Origin of the sequence: Enterobacter oligotrophicus (assembly GCF_009176645.1) — a bacterium.
Taxonomy (GTDB): Bacteria; Pseudomonadota; Gammaproteobacteria; order Enterobacterales; family Enterobacteriaceae; genus Enterobacter; species Enterobacter oligotrophicus.
This window is the reverse complement of sequence record NZ_AP019007.1, coordinates 628,039-650,345: the sequence shown is the minus strand read 5'-3', so window position 1 is coordinate 650,345 and position 22,307 is coordinate 628,039. Positions and strand designations below refer to the sequence as shown.

22 protein-coding genes are annotated in these 22,307 nt (G+C 54.9%); 13 read left to right on the top strand and 9 right to left on the bottom strand.

Translation table 11 applies throughout. From position 1 onward, the window contains the following. Positions 1-210: 210 nt before the first annotated feature. On the top strand, positions 211-771 hold the full coding sequence (locus tag EoCCA6_RS03100; protein ID WP_152081427.1) for a VOC family protein: 561 nt from the start codon (positions 211-213) through the stop codon (positions 769-771). Positions 772-849: 78 nt separating this feature from the next. After that, on the top strand, positions 850-1,593 hold the full coding sequence (cutC, locus tag EoCCA6_RS03095; RefSeq protein ID WP_152081426.1) for a copper homeostasis protein CutC: 744 nt from the start codon (positions 850-852) through the stop codon (positions 1,591-1,593). A 193-nt stretch (positions 1,594-1,786) separates the two neighbouring features. Here cutC and cmoB read toward each other — a convergent pair whose 3' ends face one another. From cmoB to EoCCA6_RS03070, 5 genes are read right to left on the bottom strand one after another with little or no spacing between them, the layout of a single operon-like run. Next, a complete protein-coding gene (gene cmoB, locus EoCCA6_RS03090) occupies positions 1,787-2,758 on the bottom strand; it encodes a tRNA 5-methoxyuridine(34)/uridine 5-oxyacetic acid(34) synthase CmoB (protein ID WP_152081425.1) in 972 nt (323 codons plus the stop codon). Next, a complete protein-coding gene (gene cmoA / locus EoCCA6_RS03085) occupies positions 2,755-3,498 on the bottom strand; it encodes a carboxy-S-adenosyl-L-methionine synthase CmoA (RefSeq protein ID WP_152081424.1) in 744 nt (247 codons plus the stop codon). The genes cmoB and cmoA overlap by 4 nt, the downstream gene beginning before the upstream one ends. 40 nt (positions 3,499-3,538) lie before the next feature. Beyond that, positions 3,539-3,934, bottom strand: a complete 396-nt coding sequence (locus EoCCA6_RS03080) for an MAPEG family protein (protein ID WP_152081423.1) — start codon at positions 3,932-3,934, stop codon at positions 3,539-3,541. A 51-nt stretch (positions 3,935-3,985) separates the two neighbouring features. Next, the gene (locus EoCCA6_RS03075) at positions 3,986-4,804 is read right to left on the bottom strand and encodes a DUF72 domain-containing protein (RefSeq protein WP_152081422.1); all 819 of its coding nucleotides are present in this window, start codon (positions 4,802-4,804) and stop codon (positions 3,986-3,988) included. Then, positions 4,801-5,367, bottom strand: coding sequence for a hydrolase (locus tag EoCCA6_RS03070; protein ID WP_152081421.1), 567 nt, complete (start codon positions 5,365-5,367; stop codon positions 4,801-4,803). Before EoCCA6_RS03070 ends, EoCCA6_RS03075 begins: the two co-directional genes overlap by 4 nt. A gap of 240 nt (positions 5,368-5,607) precedes the next feature. Here EoCCA6_RS03070 and aspS point away from each other — a divergent pair, with 240 nt between their 5' ends. The 6 genes from aspS to ruvB all read left to right on the top strand — a co-directional run bounded on the left by aspS (position 5,608) and on the right by ruvB (position 10,859). Next, a complete protein-coding gene (gene aspS / locus EoCCA6_RS03065) occupies positions 5,608-7,380 on the top strand; it encodes an aspartate--tRNA ligase (protein ID WP_152081420.1) in 1,773 nt (590 codons plus the stop codon). 1 nt (position 7,381) lies between these two features. Beyond that, positions 7,382-7,825 carry a dihydroneopterin triphosphate diphosphatase gene (nudB, locus tag EoCCA6_RS03060; RefSeq protein ID WP_152081419.1) on the top strand — a complete coding sequence of 148 codons (444 nt, stop codon included), beginning with the start codon at positions 7,382-7,384 and terminating at the stop codon, positions 7,823-7,825. Positions 7,826-7,852: 27 nt separating this feature from the next. Further along, a complete protein-coding gene (locus EoCCA6_RS03055) occupies positions 7,853-8,593 on the top strand; it encodes a YebC/PmpR family DNA-binding transcriptional regulator (RefSeq protein WP_152081418.1) in 741 nt (246 codons plus the stop codon). Between the two features lie 34 nt (positions 8,594-8,627). Then, a complete protein-coding gene (gene ruvC / locus EoCCA6_RS03050) occupies positions 8,628-9,149 on the top strand; it encodes a crossover junction endodeoxyribonuclease RuvC (RefSeq protein WP_003859749.1) in 522 nt (173 codons plus the stop codon). 79 nt (positions 9,150-9,228) lie between these two features. Further along, entirely contained in the window at positions 9,229-9,840 is a 612-nt protein-coding gene (ruvA, locus tag EoCCA6_RS03045; RefSeq protein WP_152081417.1) for a Holliday junction branch migration protein RuvA, read from the top strand. Positions 9,841-9,848: 8 nt separating this feature from the next. After that, a complete protein-coding gene (gene ruvB / locus EoCCA6_RS03040) occupies positions 9,849-10,859 on the top strand; it encodes a Holliday junction branch migration DNA helicase RuvB (protein ID WP_047345932.1) in 1,011 nt (336 codons plus the stop codon). 87 nt (positions 10,860-10,946) lie between these two features. On the opposite strand, the gene znuB is transcribed toward ruvB, so the two are convergent. Further along, complete coding sequence (znuB, locus tag EoCCA6_RS03035; RefSeq protein WP_152081416.1) at positions 10,947-11,732, bottom strand: zinc ABC transporter permease subunit ZnuB; 786 nt, start codon at positions 11,730-11,732, stop codon at positions 10,947-10,949. After that, positions 11,729-12,484, bottom strand: a complete 756-nt coding sequence (gene znuC, locus EoCCA6_RS03030; protein ID WP_152081415.1) for a zinc ABC transporter ATP-binding protein ZnuC — start codon at positions 12,482-12,484, stop codon at positions 11,729-11,731. The genes znuB and znuC overlap by 4 nt, the downstream gene beginning before the upstream one ends. 77 nt (positions 12,485-12,561) lie before the next feature. Between znuC and znuA the strand changes: the two genes are divergently transcribed. The 3 genes from znuA to lpxM all read left to right on the top strand — a co-directional run bounded on the left by znuA (position 12,562) and on the right by lpxM (position 15,932). Further along, positions 12,562-13,506, top strand: a complete 945-nt coding sequence (gene znuA, locus EoCCA6_RS03025; protein WP_152084388.1) for a zinc ABC transporter substrate-binding protein ZnuA — start codon at positions 12,562-12,564, stop codon at positions 13,504-13,506. A 15-nt stretch (positions 13,507-13,521) separates the two neighbouring features. Next, positions 13,522-14,841 carry a murein DD-endopeptidase MepM gene (gene mepM / locus EoCCA6_RS03020; protein ID WP_152081414.1) on the top strand — a complete coding sequence of 440 codons (1,320 nt, stop codon included), beginning with the start codon at positions 13,522-13,524 and terminating at the stop codon, positions 14,839-14,841. A gap of 119 nt (positions 14,842-14,960) precedes the next feature. Next, positions 14,961-15,932 carry a lauroyl-Kdo(2)-lipid IV(A) myristoyltransferase gene (lpxM, locus tag EoCCA6_RS03015; RefSeq protein WP_152081413.1) on the top strand — a complete coding sequence of 324 codons (972 nt, stop codon included), beginning with the start codon at positions 14,961-14,963 and terminating at the stop codon, positions 15,930-15,932. A gap of 37 nt (positions 15,933-15,969) precedes the next feature. Here lpxM and pyk read toward each other — a convergent pair whose 3' ends face one another. Together pyk and EoCCA6_RS03005 are read right to left on the bottom strand one after the other, a co-directional pair. Further along, entirely contained in the window at positions 15,970-17,412 is a 1,443-nt protein-coding gene (gene pyk, locus EoCCA6_RS03010; protein WP_112012431.1) for a pyruvate kinase, read from the bottom strand. A 122-nt stretch (positions 17,413-17,534) separates the two neighbouring features. Further along, entirely contained in the window at positions 17,535-18,404 is an 870-nt protein-coding gene (locus EoCCA6_RS03005) for a MurR/RpiR family transcriptional regulator (protein ID WP_119937233.1), read from the bottom strand. Positions 18,405-18,760: 356 nt separating this feature from the next. Between EoCCA6_RS03005 and zwf the strand changes: the two genes are divergently transcribed. Further along, a complete protein-coding gene (gene zwf / locus EoCCA6_RS03000; protein WP_152081412.1) occupies positions 18,761-20,236 on the top strand; it encodes a glucose-6-phosphate dehydrogenase in 1,476 nt (491 codons plus the stop codon). 233 nt (positions 20,237-20,469) lie between these two features. Then, entirely contained in the window at positions 20,470-22,281 is a 1,812-nt protein-coding gene (gene edd, locus EoCCA6_RS02995; protein WP_152081411.1) for a phosphogluconate dehydratase, read from the top strand. Positions 22,282-22,307: the final 26 nt, after the last annotated feature.

Here is a 22,307-nt window from a genome sequence, read left to right as displayed (position 1 = left end):
AATAACCACCCGCGCCAGTTAAAGAATTTAGGGCGGGAGTATACTGCAAATGCCCTCTGGCGTCAGCAATGCAGGGGCCGAAGATTGCTCAGAATCCAGGCTAAGAAGGTGTGCATAATCATGCAGTCAGCAAAACTCTGATTCTGCGGTTGGTCGAAAGGGGCTAACAGAGTAAATTAGCGGCTTTGCGACACGATAAGAGACTGATTTATGGCGAACTGGCAATCCATTGACGAACTGCATGATATTTCCGCAGATTTACCGCGCTTCACCCAGGCGTTCACAGAACTTGCCACCCGCCTCGGTCTGGATATTGCGCCATTAGAAGCCGATCACATTTCGTTGCGCTGCCATCAGAACGCGACCGCAGAACGCTGGCGTCGTGGGTTTGAACAGTGCGGCGCGCTGCTTTCGGAGAACATCATTAATGGTCGCCCTATTTGCCTGTTCAAACTGCATGAGCCGATCTGCGTGGCGCACTGGCAATTCACCGTGGTCGAACTGCCGTGGCCGGGCGAGAAACGCTATCCGCATGAAGGATGGGAACATATTGAAATTGTGCTGCCGGGTGAGCCTGAAACGTTGAATGCCCGCGCGCTGGCGCTGCTATCAGACGAGGGCCTAAGCAAGCCGGGTATTTTTGTGAAGACCAGTTCCCCGAAAGGTGAGCGCGAGCGTCTGCCTAACCCGACGCTGGCCGTCACTGACGGACAGGTCACCGTGAAATTTCATCCCTGGACTATCGAACAGATCGTTGCCAGCGAAGCGTAAGAGTTGTGAGTTTACGCCGGGACCGTAAGTATAAGGCGTGTCATGATGGTGCGTTGAGTGGATTTTAAGGAGGATTACATGGCGCTGCTGGAGATTTGTTGTTACAGCGTGGAGTGTGCCGAAACTGCACAACAGCAGGGAGCCGATCGCATTGAACTGTGCGCGGCTCCGAAAGAGGGGGGCTTAACGCCCTCTTATGGCGTGCTGAAGTCTGCCCGTCAGGTCGTGACGATTCCGGTTCATCCGATTATCCGTCCGCGCGGCGGTGATTTTTGTTACACGGCGGGCGAGTTCAGTGCCATGCTTGAAGATATCGCCCTCGTTCGCGATCTGGGGTTCCCAGGGCTGGTTATCGGCCTGCTTGATGAGGACGGTCATGTTGATTTACCGCGTATGCAACAGGTAATGAGCGCGGCGAAGGGAATGGCTGTCACTTTTCATCGCGCGTTTGATATGTGTAAAGATCCTGTGCAAGCCTTTGATACGCTGGCTGAACTTGGCGTGGCGCGCATCCTGACATCAGGACAGCAGTCGAGTGCTGAAAAAGGACTGCAATTAATTACGGAACTAAAAGCACATTCCGGTGTTCCAATAATCATGGCGGGCGCAGGAGTACGCGCCAGCAATCTGGAACTGTTTTTGAACGCAGGGGTAGAGGAGCTTCACAGCTCGGCGGGGAAATGGACACCGTCACCCATGCGTTATCGCAATACAGGGTTGTCAATGTCGACGGATGCTGAAGCGGATGAGTACTCGCGCTACGGTGTAGATGGAGAGTCGGTTGCGGTAATGAAATCGTTGATTGAACGTCATCACGTGTAGCAACGTACCGATTTTTACCGCGCATCATGTCGCCCAATATGATGCTTGCTTGTACCAGGCCCCTGCAATTTCAACAGGGGCCTTTTTTTATTCGCCCCTCACACTAACCCTCTCCCCACAGTGGAGAGGGGACTGCACGGTGCGGTCTTTTCACCCTCTCCCCAGTGGGGAGAGGGCCGGGGGGGAGGCAATACTACGGCTTCGTCGCAATCAACACCGCACGCATCGGTGCCGGATAGCCTTCGATGGTTTTGCTGTGATCGGTCGGGTCAAGGAACTGCTCCAGCGATTCGGTGATCATCCAGTCGGTGCGGCGCTGCTCTTCAATGGACGTTACGCTTACGTCCGCAATGCGTACATCCACGAATCCGCACTTTTCCAGCCAGTTCTTCAGTGCCAGCGCGGAAGGGATAAAGTAGACGTTGCGCATCTGCGCGTAGCGGTCACCCGGCACCAGCACCGCATTTTCATCGCCTTCAATCACCAGCGTTTCGAGCACCAGCTCGCCACCGCTCACCAGCTGATCTTTCAACTGCCAGAGATGCTCAAGCGGAGAACGACGGTGATACAGCACCCCCATGGAGAACACGGTATCAAACGCTTTCAGGGCCGGAAGTTGTTCGATGCCGAGCGGCAGCAGGTGCGCGCGCTGATCGTTACCCAGCAGTTTACGCACCGCTTCGAACTGGCACAGGAACAGCTGCATCGGATCGATACCGACGGCCAGATGCGCGCCTGCGCCAATCATGCGCCACATGTGATAGCCGCTGCCACAGCCCACGTCCAGAATGGTGCGCCCGGTCAGGTCGGACAGGTGCGGCAGAACGCGATCCCATTTCCAGTCTGAGCGCCATTCGGTGTTGATGTTCACGCCGTAGAGCGAGAACGGCCCTTTGCGCCACGGCATCAGGTTACGCATTAACGTTTCGATGCGGTTTATCTGCCCGGCCGGGAGCGGTTCTTCACTCTCTGCCGTCACGCTGTGCAGCAGATCCAGACGGTGCGGCGTCAGTTCCGGCAAAAACTCAACCGCGTTGGACCACTGCTTTAACAGGCCATGCTGCTGATCGCGCTGCCAGGTGGCGATCTGCGCGGGCAGGGTTTCCAGCCAGTGGGAGAGGTGGTTTTTGGCAATCAGCTGATAGAAGTTACCGAACTCGATCATGCCGCATCCTCAGCTTTCAGCGCCACCAGAGAACCAAAATTGAAGCACTGGAACCACAGTTCGCTGTGCTCAAATCCGGCTTTACGCAAGCGTGCTTTATGCGTTTCAACGGAGTCCGTCAGCATCACGTTTTCAAGCATGCTGCGCTTCTGGCTAATTTCCAGCTCGCTGTAACCGTTCGCCCGTTTGAAATCGTGGTGCATATTGAACAGCAGTTCGCCCACCTGAGCGTCTTCAAAGCTGAATTTCTCGGATAACACCAGCGCACCGCCGGGGTTCAGACCTTTATAAATTTTGTCCAGCAACAGCTGGCGGTCTTCTGGCGCAAGGAACTGCAGGGTAAAATTCAGGACGACCATGGAGGCGTTGTTGATTTCGATATCACGAATGTCGCCTTCCACCACCTCGACCGGTGTTGGCGCTTTCCAGGCGTCAATGTGGCGACGGCAGCGTTCAACCATGGCGGGGGAGTTATCCACGGCAATAATTTTACAGCCTTCGTGGGGAATGTTACGACGTACCGACAACGTTGCCGCGCCAAGCGAGCAGCCCAGGTCATAGACCTGCGTGCCGGGTTGAACGAAGCGCTCAGCCAGCATGCCGATCATGGAGATAATGTTGGAGTAACCGGGAACAGAGCGCTGGATCATATCCGGGAAGACTTCAGCTACCCGTTCATCAAAGGTCCAGTCGCCCAGGCTGGCGATAGGCGCGGAAAAAAGCGTGTCGCGATCTGACATAACGTAAAAATCCGGGAAAAATAAAGTGGCGTATTGTGCGCTAATGGAAGGAGAAAACCAACTCCCACGGCATATACCAAAGGTTAGCCAGCACCATCAGCAAAAGCGAACACCATGTCGCGCTCATGCCGGAACGACGCCAGCGGAATAAGCGATGGTGAAAGCCGTAATAATGCATTAACCGGCCGGCAATCAGGAGCAGACCACAGACGTGAACCATCCACGTTTCTGCGCCATCCATCTCCATAAACAGCAGCAAAATTAATGCAATGGGGATGTACTCGACCGCGTTGCCGTGAATGCGAATAGCGCTCTGCAGTTCTGAAAAACCACCGTCACCGTAGGAGACGCGGTACTGCATTCTCAGGCGCACAACATCAAATGAAAACTTAATCAGCAGTAATGCACCTAACACCGCATACAGCGCGCTGACCATACAAACTCCCTGTTTTTGGCAGATGGCACGTCTCTATGATAGGGGCTGATTTCAGAAAAGAGAAGATTGTTGTGGGATAGAGGGGGCGTTGCCTACCGACGGAACCGCAGCCTGCAAGGCCTGCCAGAGAGCATCGACCAGTTCGGGAGCCTGAGCGATATCCGGCGTATGCAAAAAGAGATACGGCGTGGTGGTTTGCTCCCATTTTGGCAACGTTTGCAGCCAGACGTTAAATAATGCCTGATTTTGCTGCATGTTATCGCTGCCGATAAACCGGACCATCGGGTTTTTTGCCGTCACGACGGCATGCACCGGGACTTTGGGCTTTTTACGCTGGGCATCAATAATCGCTTCGTTATGCGGAATAGCGCTGTGCACGGGGCGGCTGTCGAGGATCACCCGGTTAATGGCGCGCTCATGCAGGCCGCGATTAAGCGCTTTTTCAGCCTCACCTTTGGCAAAGAATGCGGCGTGTCTGACCTCAACCCCGTAAGTAAACTCGCGGGGGAGGGTGTCCAGAAACTGCCACAAAGCAGGAAGATCGCGTGGTGCAAACGCGGCGGGCAGTTGTAACCAGTATTGACCAATCCGGTTTGCCAGCGGCGACATTCTGTGAAAGAACTCGTCGGTTAAATCGCCGCAGTTACGCAGCGCAGCAGTATGAGAGATGGTTGCCGGAAATTTAAAACAGAAGCGGAAATCATCGGTAGTTTGCTCACGCCAGCGCTGGACGATCTCGGCCCGTGGCAATGCATAGAGCGTGGTGTTCCCCTCAACACAGTTAAAGTGTCGGGCATACTCTTCAAGGCTGGTGATGCCCAGGCGCACCCATTTCGGGTGCGACCACTGGGGAAGGCCCACATACATCATAAGGCGTTTACGATCTCATCCGTGCTGCGCACACGGCCGATACGCGGGAAAATATGGCTCATGCTGCCCTGATGCTGCTCCGCAGACGCTGCACTGCAGGCATCTTCGGCAATCACCAGATTAAAGCCCAGTTCCCATGCGTTACGGGCGGTGGATTCCACGCCGATATTGGTGGAGATCCCGCACAGAATAATGGTATCAATGCCGCGACGGCGCAGCTGTAGCTCCAGATCGGTGCCGTAGAATGCGCCCCACTGGCGTTTGGTCACTTCGATATCGCTGTCACGTTTGCCGAGTGAAACCGGGTAGTTCCACCAGTTGGCGGGCAGAGCCTGTGCCGCCGCCTGCGCATCGACTGGTTGTTTCAATGCTTCGGCGAAATCTGCTGACCAGCCGACACGCACCATGACAACAGGCGCACCGCTGGCGCGGCATTTTTCCGCCAGACGCGCGGCACGGCTAACCACCTCGTCAGCGGTGTGCGGGCCGCCAGCAAAGGGGAGGATCCCTTCCTGTAAATCAATCACCACAAGTGCGGTTTTGGTGGCATCAAGTGTCAACATAATAACTCCAGTTAAATAAAGGTGTTGGCTACACCTTACGACGTTCTGACCTGTTATCGGGCGGATAATTTTGTTAATTTTTGTGAGAATGCGCAATAAGAGTGCAGCAAACGTGCGTCAGGCCGCGCTTCTCTCTTATCGTCAGGCGGAATTTCCAGTATAATAGCCGCCTTTTTTCATCCAGTTGTGACATACAGTAAAGCTGCGACAATCAGCCTGCGGCTAATTAAGGGATATCTCATGCGTACAGAATATTGCGGGCAGCTGCGTCAGTCCCACGTGGGACAGCAGGTGACCCTGTGTGGTTGGGTCAACCGTCGTCGTGATCTTGGTAGCCTTATCTTCATCGATATGCGCGACCGCGAAGGTATCGTTCAGGTGTTCTTCGATCCGGATCGTGCGGACGCGTTGAAACTGGCTTCTGAGCTGCGTAATGAGTTCTGCATTCAGGTCACCGGCACCGTTCGTGCGCGTGACGAGAAAAACGTAAACGCAGACATGGCGACCGGCGCAATTGAAGTGCTGGCGTCTGACCTGGTGATCATCAACCGTGCTGAAGCGCTGCCGCTGGACTCTAACCACGTCAACACCGAAGAAGCGCGTCTGAAATATCGCTACCTGGATCTGCGTCGCCCGGAGATGGCCCAGCGCCTCAAAACCCGTGCGAAAATCACCAGCCTGGTGCGTCGCTTTATGGATGACCACGGTTTCCTCGATATCGAAACCCCGATGCTGACCAAAGCCACGCCGGAAGGCGCGCGCGATTACCTGGTCCCGTCCCGCGTTCATAAAGGCAAATTCTACGCGCTGCCACAGTCTCCTCAGCTGTTCAAACAGCTGCTGATGATGTCCGGCTTCGACCGCTACTATCAGATCGTAAAATGCTTCCGCGACGAAGATCTGCGTGCTGACCGTCAGCCAGAATTTACCCAGATCGATGTGGAAACCTCCTTCATGACGGCCGGTCAGGTGCGTGAAGTGATGGAAGCGCTGGTGCGTAGCCTGTGGAATGACGTGAAAGGCGTGGAGCTGGGCGATTTCCCTATCATGACCTTCGCCGAAGCCGAGCGTCGCTACGGCTCTGACAAACCAGACCTGCGTAACCCGATGGAGCTGGTGGACGTTGCGGACCTGGTTAAATCCGTTGAGTTCGCGGTATTTGCCGGCCCGGCTAACGATGCGAAAGGTCGCGTGGCTGCCCTGCGTGTACCGGGTGGTGCGGCTCTGAGCCGTAAGCAGATTGACGACTACGGCAACTTCATCAAAATCTACGGCGCGAAAGGTCTGGCCTATATTAAAGTGACCGAGCGTGCGAAAGGTCTGGAAGGTATCACCAGCCCGGTAGCGAAGTTCCTGAACGCAGACATCGTGGAAGCGATCCTTGAGCGCACCGGCGCGCAGGACGGCGACATGATCTTCTTCGGTGCAGACAACAAGAAAGTCGTTGCGGATGCGATGGGCGCGCTGCGTCTGAAGCTCGGTAAAGACCTGAACCTGACCGACGAAAGCAAATGGGCACCACTGTGGGTTATCGACTTCCCGATGTTTGAAGACGACGGCGAAGGCGGCCTGACCGCAATGCACCACCCGTTCACCTCGCCAAAAGACATGACGGCGGCAGAGCTGAAAGCGGCACCGGAAGATGCGGTCGCAAACGCCTACGATATGGTGATCAACGGTTACGAAGTGGGCGGCGGTTCCGTGCGTATTCACAGCGGTGACATGCAGCAGACCGTGTTCGGCATTCTGGGCATTAACGAGCAGGAGCAGCGCGAGAAATTCGGCTTCCTGCTGGATGCCCTGAAATACGGTACGCCGCCGCATGCGGGCCTGGCATTCGGTCTTGACCGTCTGACCATGCTGCTGACCGGCACCGATAACATTCGTGATGTTATCGCCTTCCCGAAAACCACTGCCGCGGCGTGTCTGATGACCGAAGCGCCAAGTTTCGCTAACCCGGCAGCTCTGGCTGAACTGGGTATCGATGTGGTGAAAAAGGAAGAGAAAAACTGATATGACATATAAGCGTCCCGTTTCTGTTCTGGTCGTCATTTATGCAGAAGACACGAAGCGGGTGCTGATGTTGCAGCGGCGCGACGATCCTGATTTCTGGCAGTCGGTTACCGGCAGCCTGGAAGAGGGAGAAACCGCGCCGCAGGCCGCCGCGCGCGAAGTAAAGGAAGAGGTCACCATTGATGTTGCTTGCGAGCAACTGACCCTGAAGGACTGTCAGCGTACGGTGGAGTTTGAAATTTTTAGCCATTTACGTCATCGCTATGCGCCGGGTATTGAGCGCAACACGGAATCGTGGTTTTGCCTTGCGCTTCCCCATGAACGGGAGATTGTGTTCACGGAACACCTGACTTACCGCTGGGTGAATGCGGCGGAGGCTGCCGCGCTGACCAAGTCGTGGAGCAACCGGCAGGCGATTGAAGAATTTGTAATTAACGCTGCCTGAAAAGGCGCGCTCTTTGAGGATACTTTTATGGCAGGTCATAGTAAGTGGGCCAACACCAAACACCGCAAAGCGGCACAGGATGCCAAGCGCGGTAAAATCTTTACCAAAATCATTCGTGAGCTGGTGACAGCCGCGCGTCTGGGCGGCGGCGATCCGGCGTCTAACCCACGTCTGCGTGCAGCGGTTGATAAAGCGCTGTCGAACAACATGACGCGTGATACCCTGAACCGTGCAATTGCGCGTGGCGTGGGCGGTGACGAAGACGCGAACATGGAAACCATCATTTATGAAGGTTACGGCCCTGGCGGTACTGCGGTGATGGTTGAATGTCTGTCTGACAACCGTAACCGTACCGTTGCGGAAGTGCGTCATGCATTCAGCAAAACCGGTGGTAACCTGGGCACTGACGGCTCCGTCGCTTATCTGTTCAGCAAGAAAGGCGTCATCTCCTTCGAGAAAGGTGATGAAGACGTTATCATGGAAGCGGCGCTGGAAGCGGGTGCAGAAGACGTTGTGACCTACGATGATGGCGCAATCGACGTTTACACCGCATGGGAAGAGATGGGCGCGGTACGTGATGCGCTGGAAGCGGCTGGCCTGAAAGCGGACAACGCTGAAGTGTCCATGATCCCGTCTACCAAAGCGGATATGGATGCAGAAACGGCACCGAAACTGCTGCGTCTGATCGACATGCTCGAAGACTGCGACGACGTGCAGGAAGTGTATCACAACGGTGAAATCTCTGATGAGGTTGCAGCAACTCTCTGATGAGAGCGTGTAAACCGTCTACAGGAGACGCGTGATGTCGATTATCCTCGGGATTGACCCTGGCTCACGCGTCACCGGTTATGGCGTCATCCGTCAGGTTGGACGCCAGTTAACCTACCTCGGCAGTGGCTGTATTCGTACCAAAGTGGACGATCTGCCGTCGCGCCTGAAGCTCATTTACGCGGGCGTGTCGGAGATTATCACCCAGTTTCAGCCCGACTATTTCGCCATCGAGCAGGTCTTTATGGCGAAAAATGCTGATTCGGCGCTGAAGCTCGGCCAGGCGCGCGGCGTAGCGATTGTTGCTGCGGTGAACCAGGATCTTCCGGTGTTCGAATACGCGGCAAGACAGGTTAAGCAGACGGTGGTGGGGATTGGTAGCGCGGAGAAAAGCCAGGTGCAGCACATGGTGCGCACGTTACTGAAGCTCCCTGCTAATCCGCAGGCCGATGCCGCCGATGCGCTGGCGATTGCGATTACCCATTGTCATGTGAGCCAGAACGCGATGCAAATGAGCGAGTCGCGGCTTAATCTGGCGCGAGGCAGGTTACGATAATGACAAATCAGGCTGGATGTTTATCCAGCCTTTTTTTATTATGTCGCATATCAAATTTTCCAGAACGCAGGAGCGTCACGTGATAGGCAGACTCAGAGGCATCATCATTGAAAAACAACCCCCGTTAGTGCTGCTGGAAGTGGGTGGCGTGGGCTATGAAGTCCATATGCCGATGACCTGCTTCTACGAGCTGCCGGATGCGGGCAAAGAGGCGATTGTCTTTACCCAGTTTGTGGTGCGTGAAGATGCTCAACTGCTGTACGGTTTCAACAATAAACAGGAACGCATGCTGTTCCGCGAGCTGATCAAAACCAACGGCGTAGGGCCCAAGCTGGCGCTGGCGATTTTGTCCGGTATGTCTGCACAACAGTTCGTGAATGCTGTTGAGCGCGAAGATCCTGCTGCGCTGATAAAACTGCCGGGTATCGGCAAAAAAACCGCAGAGCGTTTGATTGTCGAAATGAAAGACCGCTTTAAAGGGCTGCATGGCGACCTGTTTACGCCAGCCGCTGACCTGGTGCTGACCTCCCCAGGCGCGCCAACGTCGGATGACGCCGAACAGGAAGCGGTTGCTGCGCTGGTGGCGCTGGGATATAAACCTCAGGAGGCCAGCCGGATGGTGAGCAAAATCGCCACGCCGGATGCCAGCAGTGAAACCCTGATTCGTGAAGCGCTGCGCGCCGCATTGTGAGGTAAAGGATGATTGAAGCAGACCGCCTGGTATCGGCAGGCACCCTTCAGGCAGAAGACGTGGTGGATCGCGCGATCCGCCCGAAACTGCTTGATGAGTACATTGGCCAGCCGCAGGTTCGTTCCCAGATGGAGATCTTCATCCAGGCGGCAAAGCTGCGCGGTGATGCGCTCGATCACCTGCTGATTTTCGGCCCGCCGGGTTTAGGTAAAACCACGCTGGCGAATATCGTTGCCAATGAAATGGGCGTTAACCTGCGTACCACCTCCGGTCCGGTGCTGGAGAAAGCAGGCGATCTGGCGGCGATGCTGACCAACCTTGAACCTCACGACGTGCTGTTTATCGATGAAATCCACCGCCTCTCTCCGGTGGTGGAAGAGGTGCTTTATCCGGCGATGGAAGATTACCAGCTGGATATTATGATTGGCGAAGGGCCGGCAGCGCGCTCTATTAAAATCGATCTGCCGCCGTTTACCCTGATAGGCGCGACGACGCGTGCCGGGTCGCTGACTTCGCCGCTGCGTGATCGCTTTGGTATTGTCCAGCGTCTGGAGTTCTATCAGGTGCCCGATCTCCAGCATATTGTGGGCCGCAGTGCGCGCTATATGGGGCTGGAAATGAGCGAAGAGGGTGCGTTTGAAGTCGCAAAGCGTTCCCGTGGTACGCCGCGTATTGCTAACCGTCTGCTGCGCCGTGTGCGTGACTTTGCCGAAGTGAAGCACGATGGGTCGATTTCAGCCGAAATCGCTGCCCAGGCGCTGGATATGCTGAATGTGGATGCCGAAGGCTTTGATTACATGGATCGCAAGCTGCTGCTGGCGGTGCTGGACAAGTTCTTTGGCGGACCGGTCGGGCTGGATAACCTGGCGGCGGCAATCGGGGAAGAGCGAGAAACCATTGAGGATGTACTGGAGCCGTATCTGATCCAGCAGGGCTTTTTACAGCGCACGCCGCGTGGACGTATGGCGACGGTGCGGGCATGGAATCATTTCGGGATAACGCCGCCAGCGATGCCTTAAATAATGCCGGGGGGTGGCTACGCCTTACCCGGCCTATGGAACGTTTTTGTAGCCCCGGTAAGCGAAGCATCACCGGGGACATGCTGACTACTGCGCGGTCTTTTTCATCATACTGAAAATAAACAGCACTGCCGCGCACAATACCACTGACGGCCCCGCCGGCGTGTCATAGAACGCCGAGAAGGTTAACCCTCCTGTAACCGCAATCATCCCGATTATGACCGCCACGCTTGCCATCTGCTCCGGCGTGCGGGCAAAGCGACGCGCCGTGGCAGCAGGTATGATTAGCAGTGACGTAATAATCAGCGCTCCGACAAACTTCATTGCCACGCCAATGGTCAATGCCGTCACAAGCATCAGCAGCAACTTCACGCGCTGCAACTTCACGCCATCAACAAACGCCAGATCCGGGCTGACGGTCATCGCCAGCAGGTTACGCCACTGCCACAGCAGAATACCCAGTACCACGACGACGCCAATGGCAATGGAAATCAGATCTTCCGGCGTAACAGCCAGCAGGTCGCCGAACAGGTAGGCCATCAGGTCAACGCGAACATTTGACATCAGACTCACCACCACCAGGCCGAGCGAGAGCGCACTGTGGGCCATAATGCCAAGCAGCGTATCAATGGCGAGGTGAGGGCGTTTTTCCAGCCAGACCAGACCGGCGGCCAGCAGCAGTGTAACCACAATCACGGCATAAAACGGGTTGACGTCCAGCAGCAGGCCAAAGGCAACGCCCAGCAGAGAGGCGTGTGCGAGGGTATCGCCGAAATAGGACATTCTGCGCCAGACCACAAACGAGCCAAGTGGACCCGCAGCGCAGGCAAGCATAACCCCGGCCAGCCAGCCGGGCAGTAACAGTTCAATCATGAGTGTCCATTTCCCCGGCGCAGGACAATTCGTCCCTGTAAATCATGGCGGTGATTGTGATGATGGCGATATATTCCGAGCTGTTCGGCACCGCGAGGGCCAAACATAGAGATAAACTCCGGGTGCATCGACACCACTTCCGGCGTACCGGAGCAGCAAATGTGGTGGTTCAGGCACAGCACTTCGTCGGTTTTTGCCATCACCAGATGCAGGTCATGTGAAACCATCAGCACCGCGCAGTTAAGCTCGCGGCGAAGCTGGTCGATCAAATCATAAAGCGCAACCTGGCCATTCACATCGACACCCTGCGTCGGTTCGTCCAGCACCAGCAACTGGGGGCTGCTTAGCAGGGCGCGGGCGAGTAAAACGCGTTGCGTTTCACCACCTGAGAGTTTCTGCAGTGGCGCATCAACCAGATGACCCGCCTGCACGCGTTTCAGCGCCGGAAGGATATCCGCTTTACGGGTGCCAGGACGCAGACGCAGAAACCGGCTGACCGTCAGCGGCAGCGTGGCATCCAGGTGTAATTTTTGTGGCACATAGCCAATACGTAAGGCGTTGTCGCGTTTGATCACACCTTCATCCGGTGCTACCAGCCCTAACACCACGCGGACAAGCGTCGATTTTCCTGCCCCGTTGGGGCCGAGGAGCGTCAGTATTTTACCGGGCTTCAAATCCAGCGACACATCAGAGAGGACGCGGCGCTGACCAAAAGAGACCGAAATATTTTCGAGAGAAACCAAAGTCGTCATGTCAATTTATGCTTGCAGAAGTCATCGAATGTTATAATATCACATTCCACGCATTCATTACGATGATTAGTCGCATTATGTTACATAAAAATACGCTTCTTTTCGCAGCATTATCCGCTGCCCTTTGGGGTACAACAGCACAAGATGTTAACGCTGCCGTTGTCGCTTCGCTTAAACCGCTTGGATTTATCGCGTCTGCCATTGCAGATGGGGTAACGGAGACCGAGGTATTACTGCCTGATGGTGCCTCTGAGCATGATTACTCATTACGGCCTTCTGATGTAAAACGCTTAAAAAACGCGGACTTAGTTGTCTGGATTGGCCCAGAGATGGAAGCGTTTATGCAGAAGTCGGCAAAACAGGTTCCTGAGGAAAAGCAGGTCACCATTGCCGATCTTTCCGGTGTGAAACCGTTGCTCATGAAAGGGGCTGAAGACGACGGCGACGAACACGATCACGATCATGCTCACGGTGAAAAAGGTGACGGTCATCACCATCATGGCGAGTACAACATGCATCTTTGGCTCTCCCCAGAGATAGCGCGGCTTTCGGCGGTTGCAATCCATGACAAATTAGTGGAACTTATGCCGCAAAGTCGAGCCAAACTTGACGCCAACCTGAAGGATTTTGAGGCACAATTAGCCGCAACCGATAAGCAGGTAGGTAACGAGCTGGCACCGCTGAAAGGAAAAGGGTATTTCGTTTTTCATGACGCCTATGGCTATTACGAAAAACACTACGGACTGACCCCGCTGGGGCATTTTACCGTCAACCCTGAAATTCAGCCTGGTGCGCAGCGTTTACATGAAATCAGAACACAGCTGGTTGAGCAAAAAGCAACATGTGTTTTTGCTGAGCCACAGTTCAGGCCAGCGGTCGTAGAAGCCGTGGCCAGGGGAACATCCGTGCGCATGGGTACCCTTGACCCGCTAGGAACGAATATCCAGTTGAGCAAAGCGAGCTATTCGCAGTTCCTCAGCCAACTGGCGAACCAGTATGCGAGCTGCCTGAAAGGAGATTAACGAGGAAGTGAATACGTGCAACAGATAGCCCGCTCTGTCGCCCTGGCATTTAATAATCTGCCCCGACCCCACCGCGTTATGCTGGGGTCGCTTACAGTTCTCACTTTAGCGGTCGCCGTCTGGCGGCCCTATGTTTACCACCCGAGTTCTGCCCCTATCATCAAAACCATCGAGCTTGAGAAGAGCGAAATTCGTTCTTTGCTGCCTGAGGCCAGCGAGCCAATCGACCAGGCGGCTCAGGAAGATGAAGCTATCCCTCAGGATGAGCTGGATGACAAGATCGCGAACGAAGCAGGTATCCATGAATATGTCGTCTCAACCGGGGATACGCTGAGCAGCGTTCTGAACCAGTACGGCATCGAAATGGGGGATATCAGCCAGCTCGCCGCATCGGATAAAGAGTTACGTAACCTTAAAATCGGTCAGCAGCTCTCCTGGACATTAACCCCGGAGGGGGATTTGCAACGCCTGACGTGGGAAATGTCGCGTCGCGAAACCCGCACCTACGATCGCACTGCCACTGGTTTCAAGATGACCAGCGAACTGCAGCAGGGCGACTGGGTTAACAGCGTGATGAAAGGGACTGTCGGCGCGAGTTTTGTGTCCAGCGCGCGCGATGCGGGGCTGACCAGTGCTGAAATTAGCTCGGTTATCAAAGCCATGCAGTGGCAAATGGACTTCCGCAAGCTGAAAAAAGGTGATGAATTCTCTGTTCTGATGTCCCGTGAAATGCTGGACGGCAAACGCGAACAGAGCCAGCTGGTGGGTGTACGCCTGCGTTCTGCGGGTAAAGATTACTATGCCATTCGTGCCGAAGACGGTAAGTTCTATGACCGCAGTGGGACAGGGCTTGCGAAAGGTTTCCTGCGCTTCCCGACGGCAAAACAATTCCGTGTGTCATCCAACTTCAACCCGCGTCGTCTGAATCCGGTAACCGGTCGCGTGGCACCTCACCGCGGTGTGGACTTCGCCATGCCGCAGGGGACACCAGTGCTCGCGGTGGGTGACGGTGAAGTCGTTATGGCGAAACGCAGCGGTGCGGCAGGGTATTATGTCGCCATCCGTCACGGTCGTACTTACACCACCCGTTATATGCACCTGCGCAAACTTCTGGTAAAACCTGGGCAGAAGGTGAAGCGTGGCGACCGTATTGCGCTCTCAGGCAACACCGGACGTTCCACGGGTCCACACCTGCACTACGAAGTGTGGATTAACCAGCAGGCGGTGAATCCGCTGACGGCAAAACTGCCTCGGACCGAAGGGCTGACCGGTAAAGATCGTACTGATTACCTGGCTCAGGTCAAAGAGGTCATGCCGCAGCTGCGCTTCGACTAAGCCATCCGTTTTGTTAAAAAGCCGGCGTCTGTATGCGCCGGCTTTTTCTTTTGTGCGTAAGCGGCTGCCTCGCTACACTATCTCAATGAATTTTTGCGTCACCAGACCCTGGAACCCGCATGGAAACCAAAAAAAACAATATTGAATACATTCCTGAGTTTGAAAAATCTTTCCGCCATCCACGCAACTGGGGGGCATGGCTTGGCGTTTACGCGTTTGCTGGCATCGCACTGTTACCCGCGTCTGTTCGCGATCCCGTGCTGGGTAAAATTGGCCGCCTTGCAGGACGAGCAGGAAAAAGCGCTCGCCGCCGTGCGCAAATCAATCTCTACTACTGCTTCCCCGAGAAAAGCGACGCCGAGCGTGAAGCCATTATTGATGCTATGTATACCACCGCCCCGCAGGCAATGGCGATGATGGCAGAACTGGCGCTGCGCGGCCCTGAAAAGCTCCTGAAGCGTGTGGACTGGAAAGGACTGGAAATCATCGACGACATGCGTCGCAATGATGAGAAGGTGATTTTTCTGGTGCCACATGGCTGGGGCGTGGATATCCCGGCAATGCTGATGGCATCCCAGGGTCAGAAGATGGCAGCCATGTTCCACAACCAGGGAAACAAGATTTTTGATTTCGTCTGGAATACCGTTCGTCGTCGCTTTGGTGGACGGCTCCACGCGCGAAACGACGGAATTAAGCCATTTATTCAGTCTGTGCGTCAGGGCTACTGGGGTTACTATCTGCCGGATCAGGATCACGGTCCTGAGCACAGCGAATTTGTGGATTTCTTCGCCACGTACAAAGCCACGCTGCCCGCGATTGGTCGCCTGATGAAAGTCTGTCGTGCCCGCGTTATTCCGCTTTTCCCGATTTATGACGGTACAACGCATCGCCTGACCATTGAGGTGCGTCCGCCGATGGACGACTTGCTAACCGCAGACGATCACACCATCGCGCGTCGTATGAATGAGGAGGTGGAGCTGCTGGTGGGACCGCATACTGAACAGTATACGTGGATACTCAAACTGCTTAAAACGCGTAAGCCGGGCGAAAAAGAGCCCTACAAACGCAAAGAGCTTTTTCCGAAGAAATAAATAATACCCCTCTCCCTGGGGGAGAGGGGATCAAACCTTATTCCACGGTCAATACGCGGGTGGTGTTGGTCGAGCCGATGGTGCTCATCACGTCACCCTGCGTCACGATAACAATATCACCGGACACCAGGTAGCCTTTGTCGCGCAGCAGGTTCACTGCATCGTGCGCGGCCGCGACGCCGTCATTGGTGCTGTCGAAGTGAACCGGTGTGACACCGCGGTACAGCGCCGTCAGGTTCAGCGTACGTTCGTGACGAGACATCGCGAAGATCGGCAGACCGGAGCTGATACGGGAGGTCATCAGCGCGGTGCGGCCGGATTCGGTCATGGTGATGATTGCCGTTACCCCTTTCAGGTGGTTCGCCGCGTACATGGCGGACATCGCAATCGCTTCTTCCACGTTGTCGAACTGAATATCGAGGCGGTGTTTAGAGACGTTGATGCTTGGGATCTTTTCAGCGCCCAGGCACACGCGCGCCATCGCCGCCACGGTCTCTGCCGGATACTGACCTGCAGCCGTTTCTGCTGACAGCATAACCGCATCCGTGCCGTCCAGTACGGCGTTGGCTACGTCCATCACTTCCGCGCGGGTTGGCATTGGGTTGGTGATCATCGACTCCATCATCTGGGTCGCGGTGATCACCGCGCGGTTCAGCTGACGCGCACGACGGATCAGCGCTTTCTGGATACCGACCAGTTCCGGGTCGCCGATTTCCACACCCAGGTCACCACGGGCAACCATCACTACGTCTGACGCCAGAATCACGTCGTCCATCGCATCCTGGTCGCAAACGGCTTCAGCACGTTCAACCTTGGCAACGATTTTCGCATCGCAGCCCGCGTCGCGTGCCAGACGGCGCGCGTAGTTCAGGTCTTCGCCGCAGCGCGGGAAGGAGACGGCCAGATAGTCGACGCCAATTTGCGCCGCGGTCACGATATCCGCTTTGTCTTTTTCGGTCAGCGCTTCTGCAGAGAGGCCACCGCCAAGTTTGTTGATCCCTTTGTTGTTGGAAAGTGGGCCGCCGACGGTCACTTCGGTGAACACTTTCATCCCCTGAACTTCCAGCACTTTAAGCTGTACGCGACCGTCGTCGAGCAGCAGGATGTCGCCAGGTACAACGTCAGCGGGCAAGCCTTTGTAGTCGATGCCGACTTTTTCTTTGTCGCCTTCGCCTTTGCTCAGGTTGGCATCAAGCAGGAACTTGTCGCCAATATTGAGGAAAACTTTCCCTTCTTTGAATGTTGATACACGAATTTTTGGACCCTGCAGGTCACCGAGGATAGCAACATGACGGCCCAGTTTAGCCGCGATCTCACGGACCTTATCTGCACGTAATTTATGGTCTTCTGGTGTACCGTGAGAGAAGTTCATACGCACCACGTTGGCACCTGCGGCAATAATTTTTTCAAGGTTATTATCGCGATCGGTGGCCGGACCTAAGGTGGTGACGATCTTGGTTCTGCGAAGCCTTCTGGACATGTAATACTCCGTTGACTGAAACAACTTTGGTGTTGCGTGAACAATAAATCGGCCATCTTCTGCTGCAAGGCAACAGGGAGGGGACCGAATGCCGTGAATTGTTACATCTTCGTTATAAACTTTTAGGGAACATCGCTCTTTATAAGCAATTCTTTATCAAAACGCGATTCCTTCAGCGCTTCCTTGACCCGCTTCAAGTTATCTCTGAATTTTGCGCCACGACGCAGGGTAAATCCGGTCGCCAGTACATCAATCACCGTGAGCTGCGCAAGGCGGGAAACCATTGGCATATACATATCGGTGTCTTCCGGGACGTCCAGAGTGATGGCGAGCGTCGCTTCTCGTGCCAGCGGCGTACCGGCCGTCGTCAGGGCGATGACCATGGCATCGTTTTCACGCGCCAGTTGCGCCAGTTCAACCTGACTTTTGGTGCGTCCGGTGTGTGAAATCAGAACCACGACATCATCTTCGCTACAATTCATACAGCTCATGCGTTGCAGGACAATGTCATCGGAATAAATGACGGGAACATTGAAGCGGAAAAACTTGTTCATGGCATCATGGGCGACGGCAGCAGAGGAGCCAAGGCCGAAAAACGCAATCCGTTTGGCCTGGGTCAGTAAATCCACCGCACGATTCACTGAACTCATATCCAGCGACTGGCGGACATGGTCGAGTGTCGCCATGGCCGACTCAAATATTTTCGCCGTGTATGCATCGACGCTGTCGTCTTCATCCACATTGCGATTAACATACGGAGTACCGTTTGCCAGACTTTGCGCAAGATGCAGTTTAAAATCAGGGAAGCCGCGCGTTTCCAGGCTTCGGCAGAATCGGTTTACCGTCGGCTCGCTGACGCCCGATTCCTGAGCCAGAGCGGCGATGCTTGAATGAATCGCCTGAGCGGGAGAGGCGAGAATAACTTCAGCCACTTTTCGCTCGGATTTGCTAAGGTGTTCCAGTTGAAACTGGATTTTTTCCAGCATGTTCATTGTTAACAAGGCGCTCATGTGTGGAAACGATTTCATTTATAGATGAAATCGTGATTCGATTTAGCCGATATTACCCCTGTGACTTCCCTAAAGGGTAACAGTCGGCAAGAAATGTTGTTGTTTTTTTTCATTACTTGATCGCTGTCGGGTTTTGCTGTGGCGTATCAGTACAAAGAATCAACGCTTTTTGCGTGATAACCGTCTCCTGTGCCTTTGAGTGGTGAAAAATCGCGGTATCGCACGTGACGCTAAGCGCTAATGGTTTCGGGAATGACGTAAAAGCAGTACAGTGCATTGTAATAAAATTACAACGATACCTGGCAGAAGTACCAGGTGATCCAACTGAGGAGAATGACATGGCGGTAACGCAAACAGCCCAGGCATGTGACCTGGTCATTTTCGGCGCGAAAGGCGATCTTGCACGCCGAAAATTGCTGCCTTCCCTGTATCAACTGGAGAAAGCGGGCCAGCTTCATCCGGATACCCGTATCCTGGGTGTTGGGCGCGCCGACTGGGACAAGGACGCTTATACTAAGGTTGTACGCGAAGCGCTCGAAACCTTCATGAAAGAGAAAATTGATGAAAGTTTGTGGGACACGCTGAGCGGACGCCTCGATTTCTGTAACCTGGATGTGAATGACGTGAGTGCGTTTTCCCGTCTGGGCGAAATGCTGGATCAGAAAAACCGCGTCACCATTAACTATTTCGCCATGCCGCCAAGCACCTTCGGCGCAATCTGCAAAGGTCTGGGCGAGGCAAAACTGAATGCCAAACCTGCGCGCGTGGTCATGGAAAAACCGCTGGGGACATCGCTTTCAACCTCGCGTGAAATCAACGACCAGGTGGGCGAATATTTTGAAGAGTGCCAGGTCTACCGTATTGACCACTATCTCGGTAAAGAGACGGTACTGAACCTGCTGGCGCTGCGTTTTGCCAACTCCCTGTTTGTGAACAACTGGGATAACCGCACCATTGATCACGTGGAAATCACCGTGGCCGAAGAGGTGGGTATCGAAGGGCGCTGGGGTTACTTTGACCAGGCCGGTCAGATGCGCGACATGATCCAGAACCACCTGCTGCAGATCCTGTGCATGATCGCCATGTCTCCGCCGTCAGATCTGACTGCAGACAGCATCCGTGATGAAAAAGTGAAAGTGCTGAAATCGCTGCGCCGCATCGATCGCTCAAACGTGCGTGAGAAAACCGTCCGCGGGCAGTACACCGCCGGGTTTGCCCAGGGCAAAAAAGTGCCTGGCTATCTGGAAGAAGAGGGCGCTAACAAGTCCAGCAACACCGAAACGTTTGTCGCAATCCGCGTGGATATCGATAACTGGCGCTGGGCGGGCGTACCATTCTACCTGCGCACCGGCAAACGCCTGCCAACTAAATGTTCCGAAGTGGTGGTGTACTTCAAAAACCCTGAGCTGAACCTGTTCAAAGAGTCATGGCAGGAGCTGCCGCAGAATAAGCTGACCATCCGTTTGCAGCCGGACGAAGGTGTGGATATTCAGATCCTGAACAAAGTGCCGGGTCTGGATCACAAACATAACCTACAGACCACCAAACTGGACCTGAGCTACTCCGAAACCTTTAACGAAACGCACCTGGCCGACGCTTACGAGCGCCTGCTGCTGGAAACCATGCGTGGTATTCAGGCGCTGTTCGTGCGTCGTGATGAAGTGGAAGAGGCGTGGAAATGGGTCGACTCCATTACCGAAGCGTGGGCTGCCGATCAGGATGCGCCAAAACCGTATCAGGCGGGCACCTGGGGACCGGTCGCCTCTGTTGCGATGATCACCCGCGATGGTCGCTCCTGGAACGAGTTTGAGTAAGCATTCCGGGTAATCCAAACGGGTTATTTTACCGGTAACATGATCTGGCACAGATTGTGGCACAATTTTTAATCATTTAAGCTCCGTGTGGATTCACCCACGGAGCTTTTTTTATTACACTGCCTCCAGTAATTTTGCCCACTGGCCCTGACTGCAAGCGTTTCAGCCTTGTTAATACATGCGCCTTACCTTGTTAATATTCGAGCCAGGGAAAACAAATTTTAGGAGCTTTTATGAATCCAGTATTGTTACGGGTAACACAGCGTATTATTGATCGCTCGAAAAAGACACGTACTGCCTACCTCGCACGTATCGAACAGGCCAAATCAGCAACGGTTCATCGTTCACAGCTGGCGTGCGGCAATTTAGCCCACGGCTTTGCAGCCTGCCAGCCCGATGATAAAGCGTCGCTGAAAAGTATGCTGCGTAACAATATTGCGATCATAACCTCCTACAACGACATGCTTTCCGCGCACCAGCCGTACGAAGTCTATCCGGAGATCATCCGTAAAGCGCTGCACAGTGTGAATGCGGTAGGTCAGGTGGCGGGCGGTGTGCCAGCCATGTGCGACGGTGTGACGCAGGGTCAGGACGGGATGGAGTTGTCCTTGCTGAGCCGCGAAGTGATTGCCATGTCTGCTGCTGTGGGCTTGTCACACAATATGTTTGATGGTGCGCTCTATCTGGGCGTGTGCGACAAAATCGTTCCCGGCCTGGCGATGGCCGCACTGTCGTTTGGTCATCTGCCTGCGATTTTCGTGCCGTCCGGCCCGATGGCAAGCGGCCTGCCAAACAAAGAAAAAGTGCGTATTCGCCAGCTGTATGCTGAAGGCAAGGCGGACCGACAAGCGCTGCTGGAAGCAGAAGCGGCGTCTTACCACGCACCAGGCACCTGCACCTTCTACGGTACGGCCAACACGAACCAGATGGTGGTGGAGTTTATGGGGATGCAGCTTCCGGGTTCGTCCTTTATTCAGCCAGATGCACCACTGCGTCAGGCGCTGACGGAGGCCGCAGCTCGCCAGGTTACGCGTCTCACCGGCAACGGCACTGAGTGGATGCCGCTCGGCAAAATGGTCGATGAAAAAGTTGTGGTGAACGGCATCGTTGCTCTGCTGGCGACCGGTGGCTCAACCAACCACACCATGCACCTGGTGGCGATGGCGCGGGCTGCAGGCATTCTGATCAACTGGGATGATTTCTCCGATATCTCTGCCGTTGTGCCATTGATGGCACGCCTGTACCCGAACGGTCCGGCAGATATCAACCACTTCCAGGCCGCGGGTGGCGTACCGGTGCTGATGCGCGAGCTGCTGAAGGGCGGTCTGCTGCATGAAGACGTGAACACCGTAGCAGGGTTTGGTCTGCAGCGTTATACCCTGGAGCCGTGGTTGAACAACGGTGAGCTGGACTGGCGTGATGGGGCTGCCGCCTCTCTTGATGCGCAGGTTATCGCCACTATCGATAAACCTTTCTCTCATCATGGTGGGACGAAAGTGCTGAGCGGCAATCTGGGCCGCGCGGTCATGAAAACCTCTGCCGTACCGGAAGAGAATCAGATTATCGAAGCACCCGCAGTTGTCTTCGAAAGCCAGCATGACGTTTTGCCCGCTTTCGATGCCGGCCTTCTCGACAAAGATTGCGTTGTTGTGGTGCGTCATCAGGGGCCAAAAGCGAACGGGATGCCAGAATTACATAAACTTATGCCGCCACTTGGTGTATTATTGGACCGCCGTTTCAAAATTGCGCTAGTGACCGATGGACGCCTCTCTGGCGCATCAGGTAAAGTGCCTTCGGCGATCCACGTGACTCCCGAAGCCTACGACGGCGGCCTGCTGGCGAAAGTCCGGGATGGCGACATGATCCGCGTCAACGGCAAGACAGGTGAGTTAACGCTGCTGGTGGATGAAGCAGAACTGGCGGCACGTAAGCCATATATTCCTGACCTGAGCGCGTCGCGCACAGGCACCGGACGCGAAATGTTCGGTGCGCTGCGTGAGAAGCTCTCCGGCGCGGAGCAGGGCGCAACCTGTATTACGTTTTAAGACGACTTGATTTTATCGATCTGGCG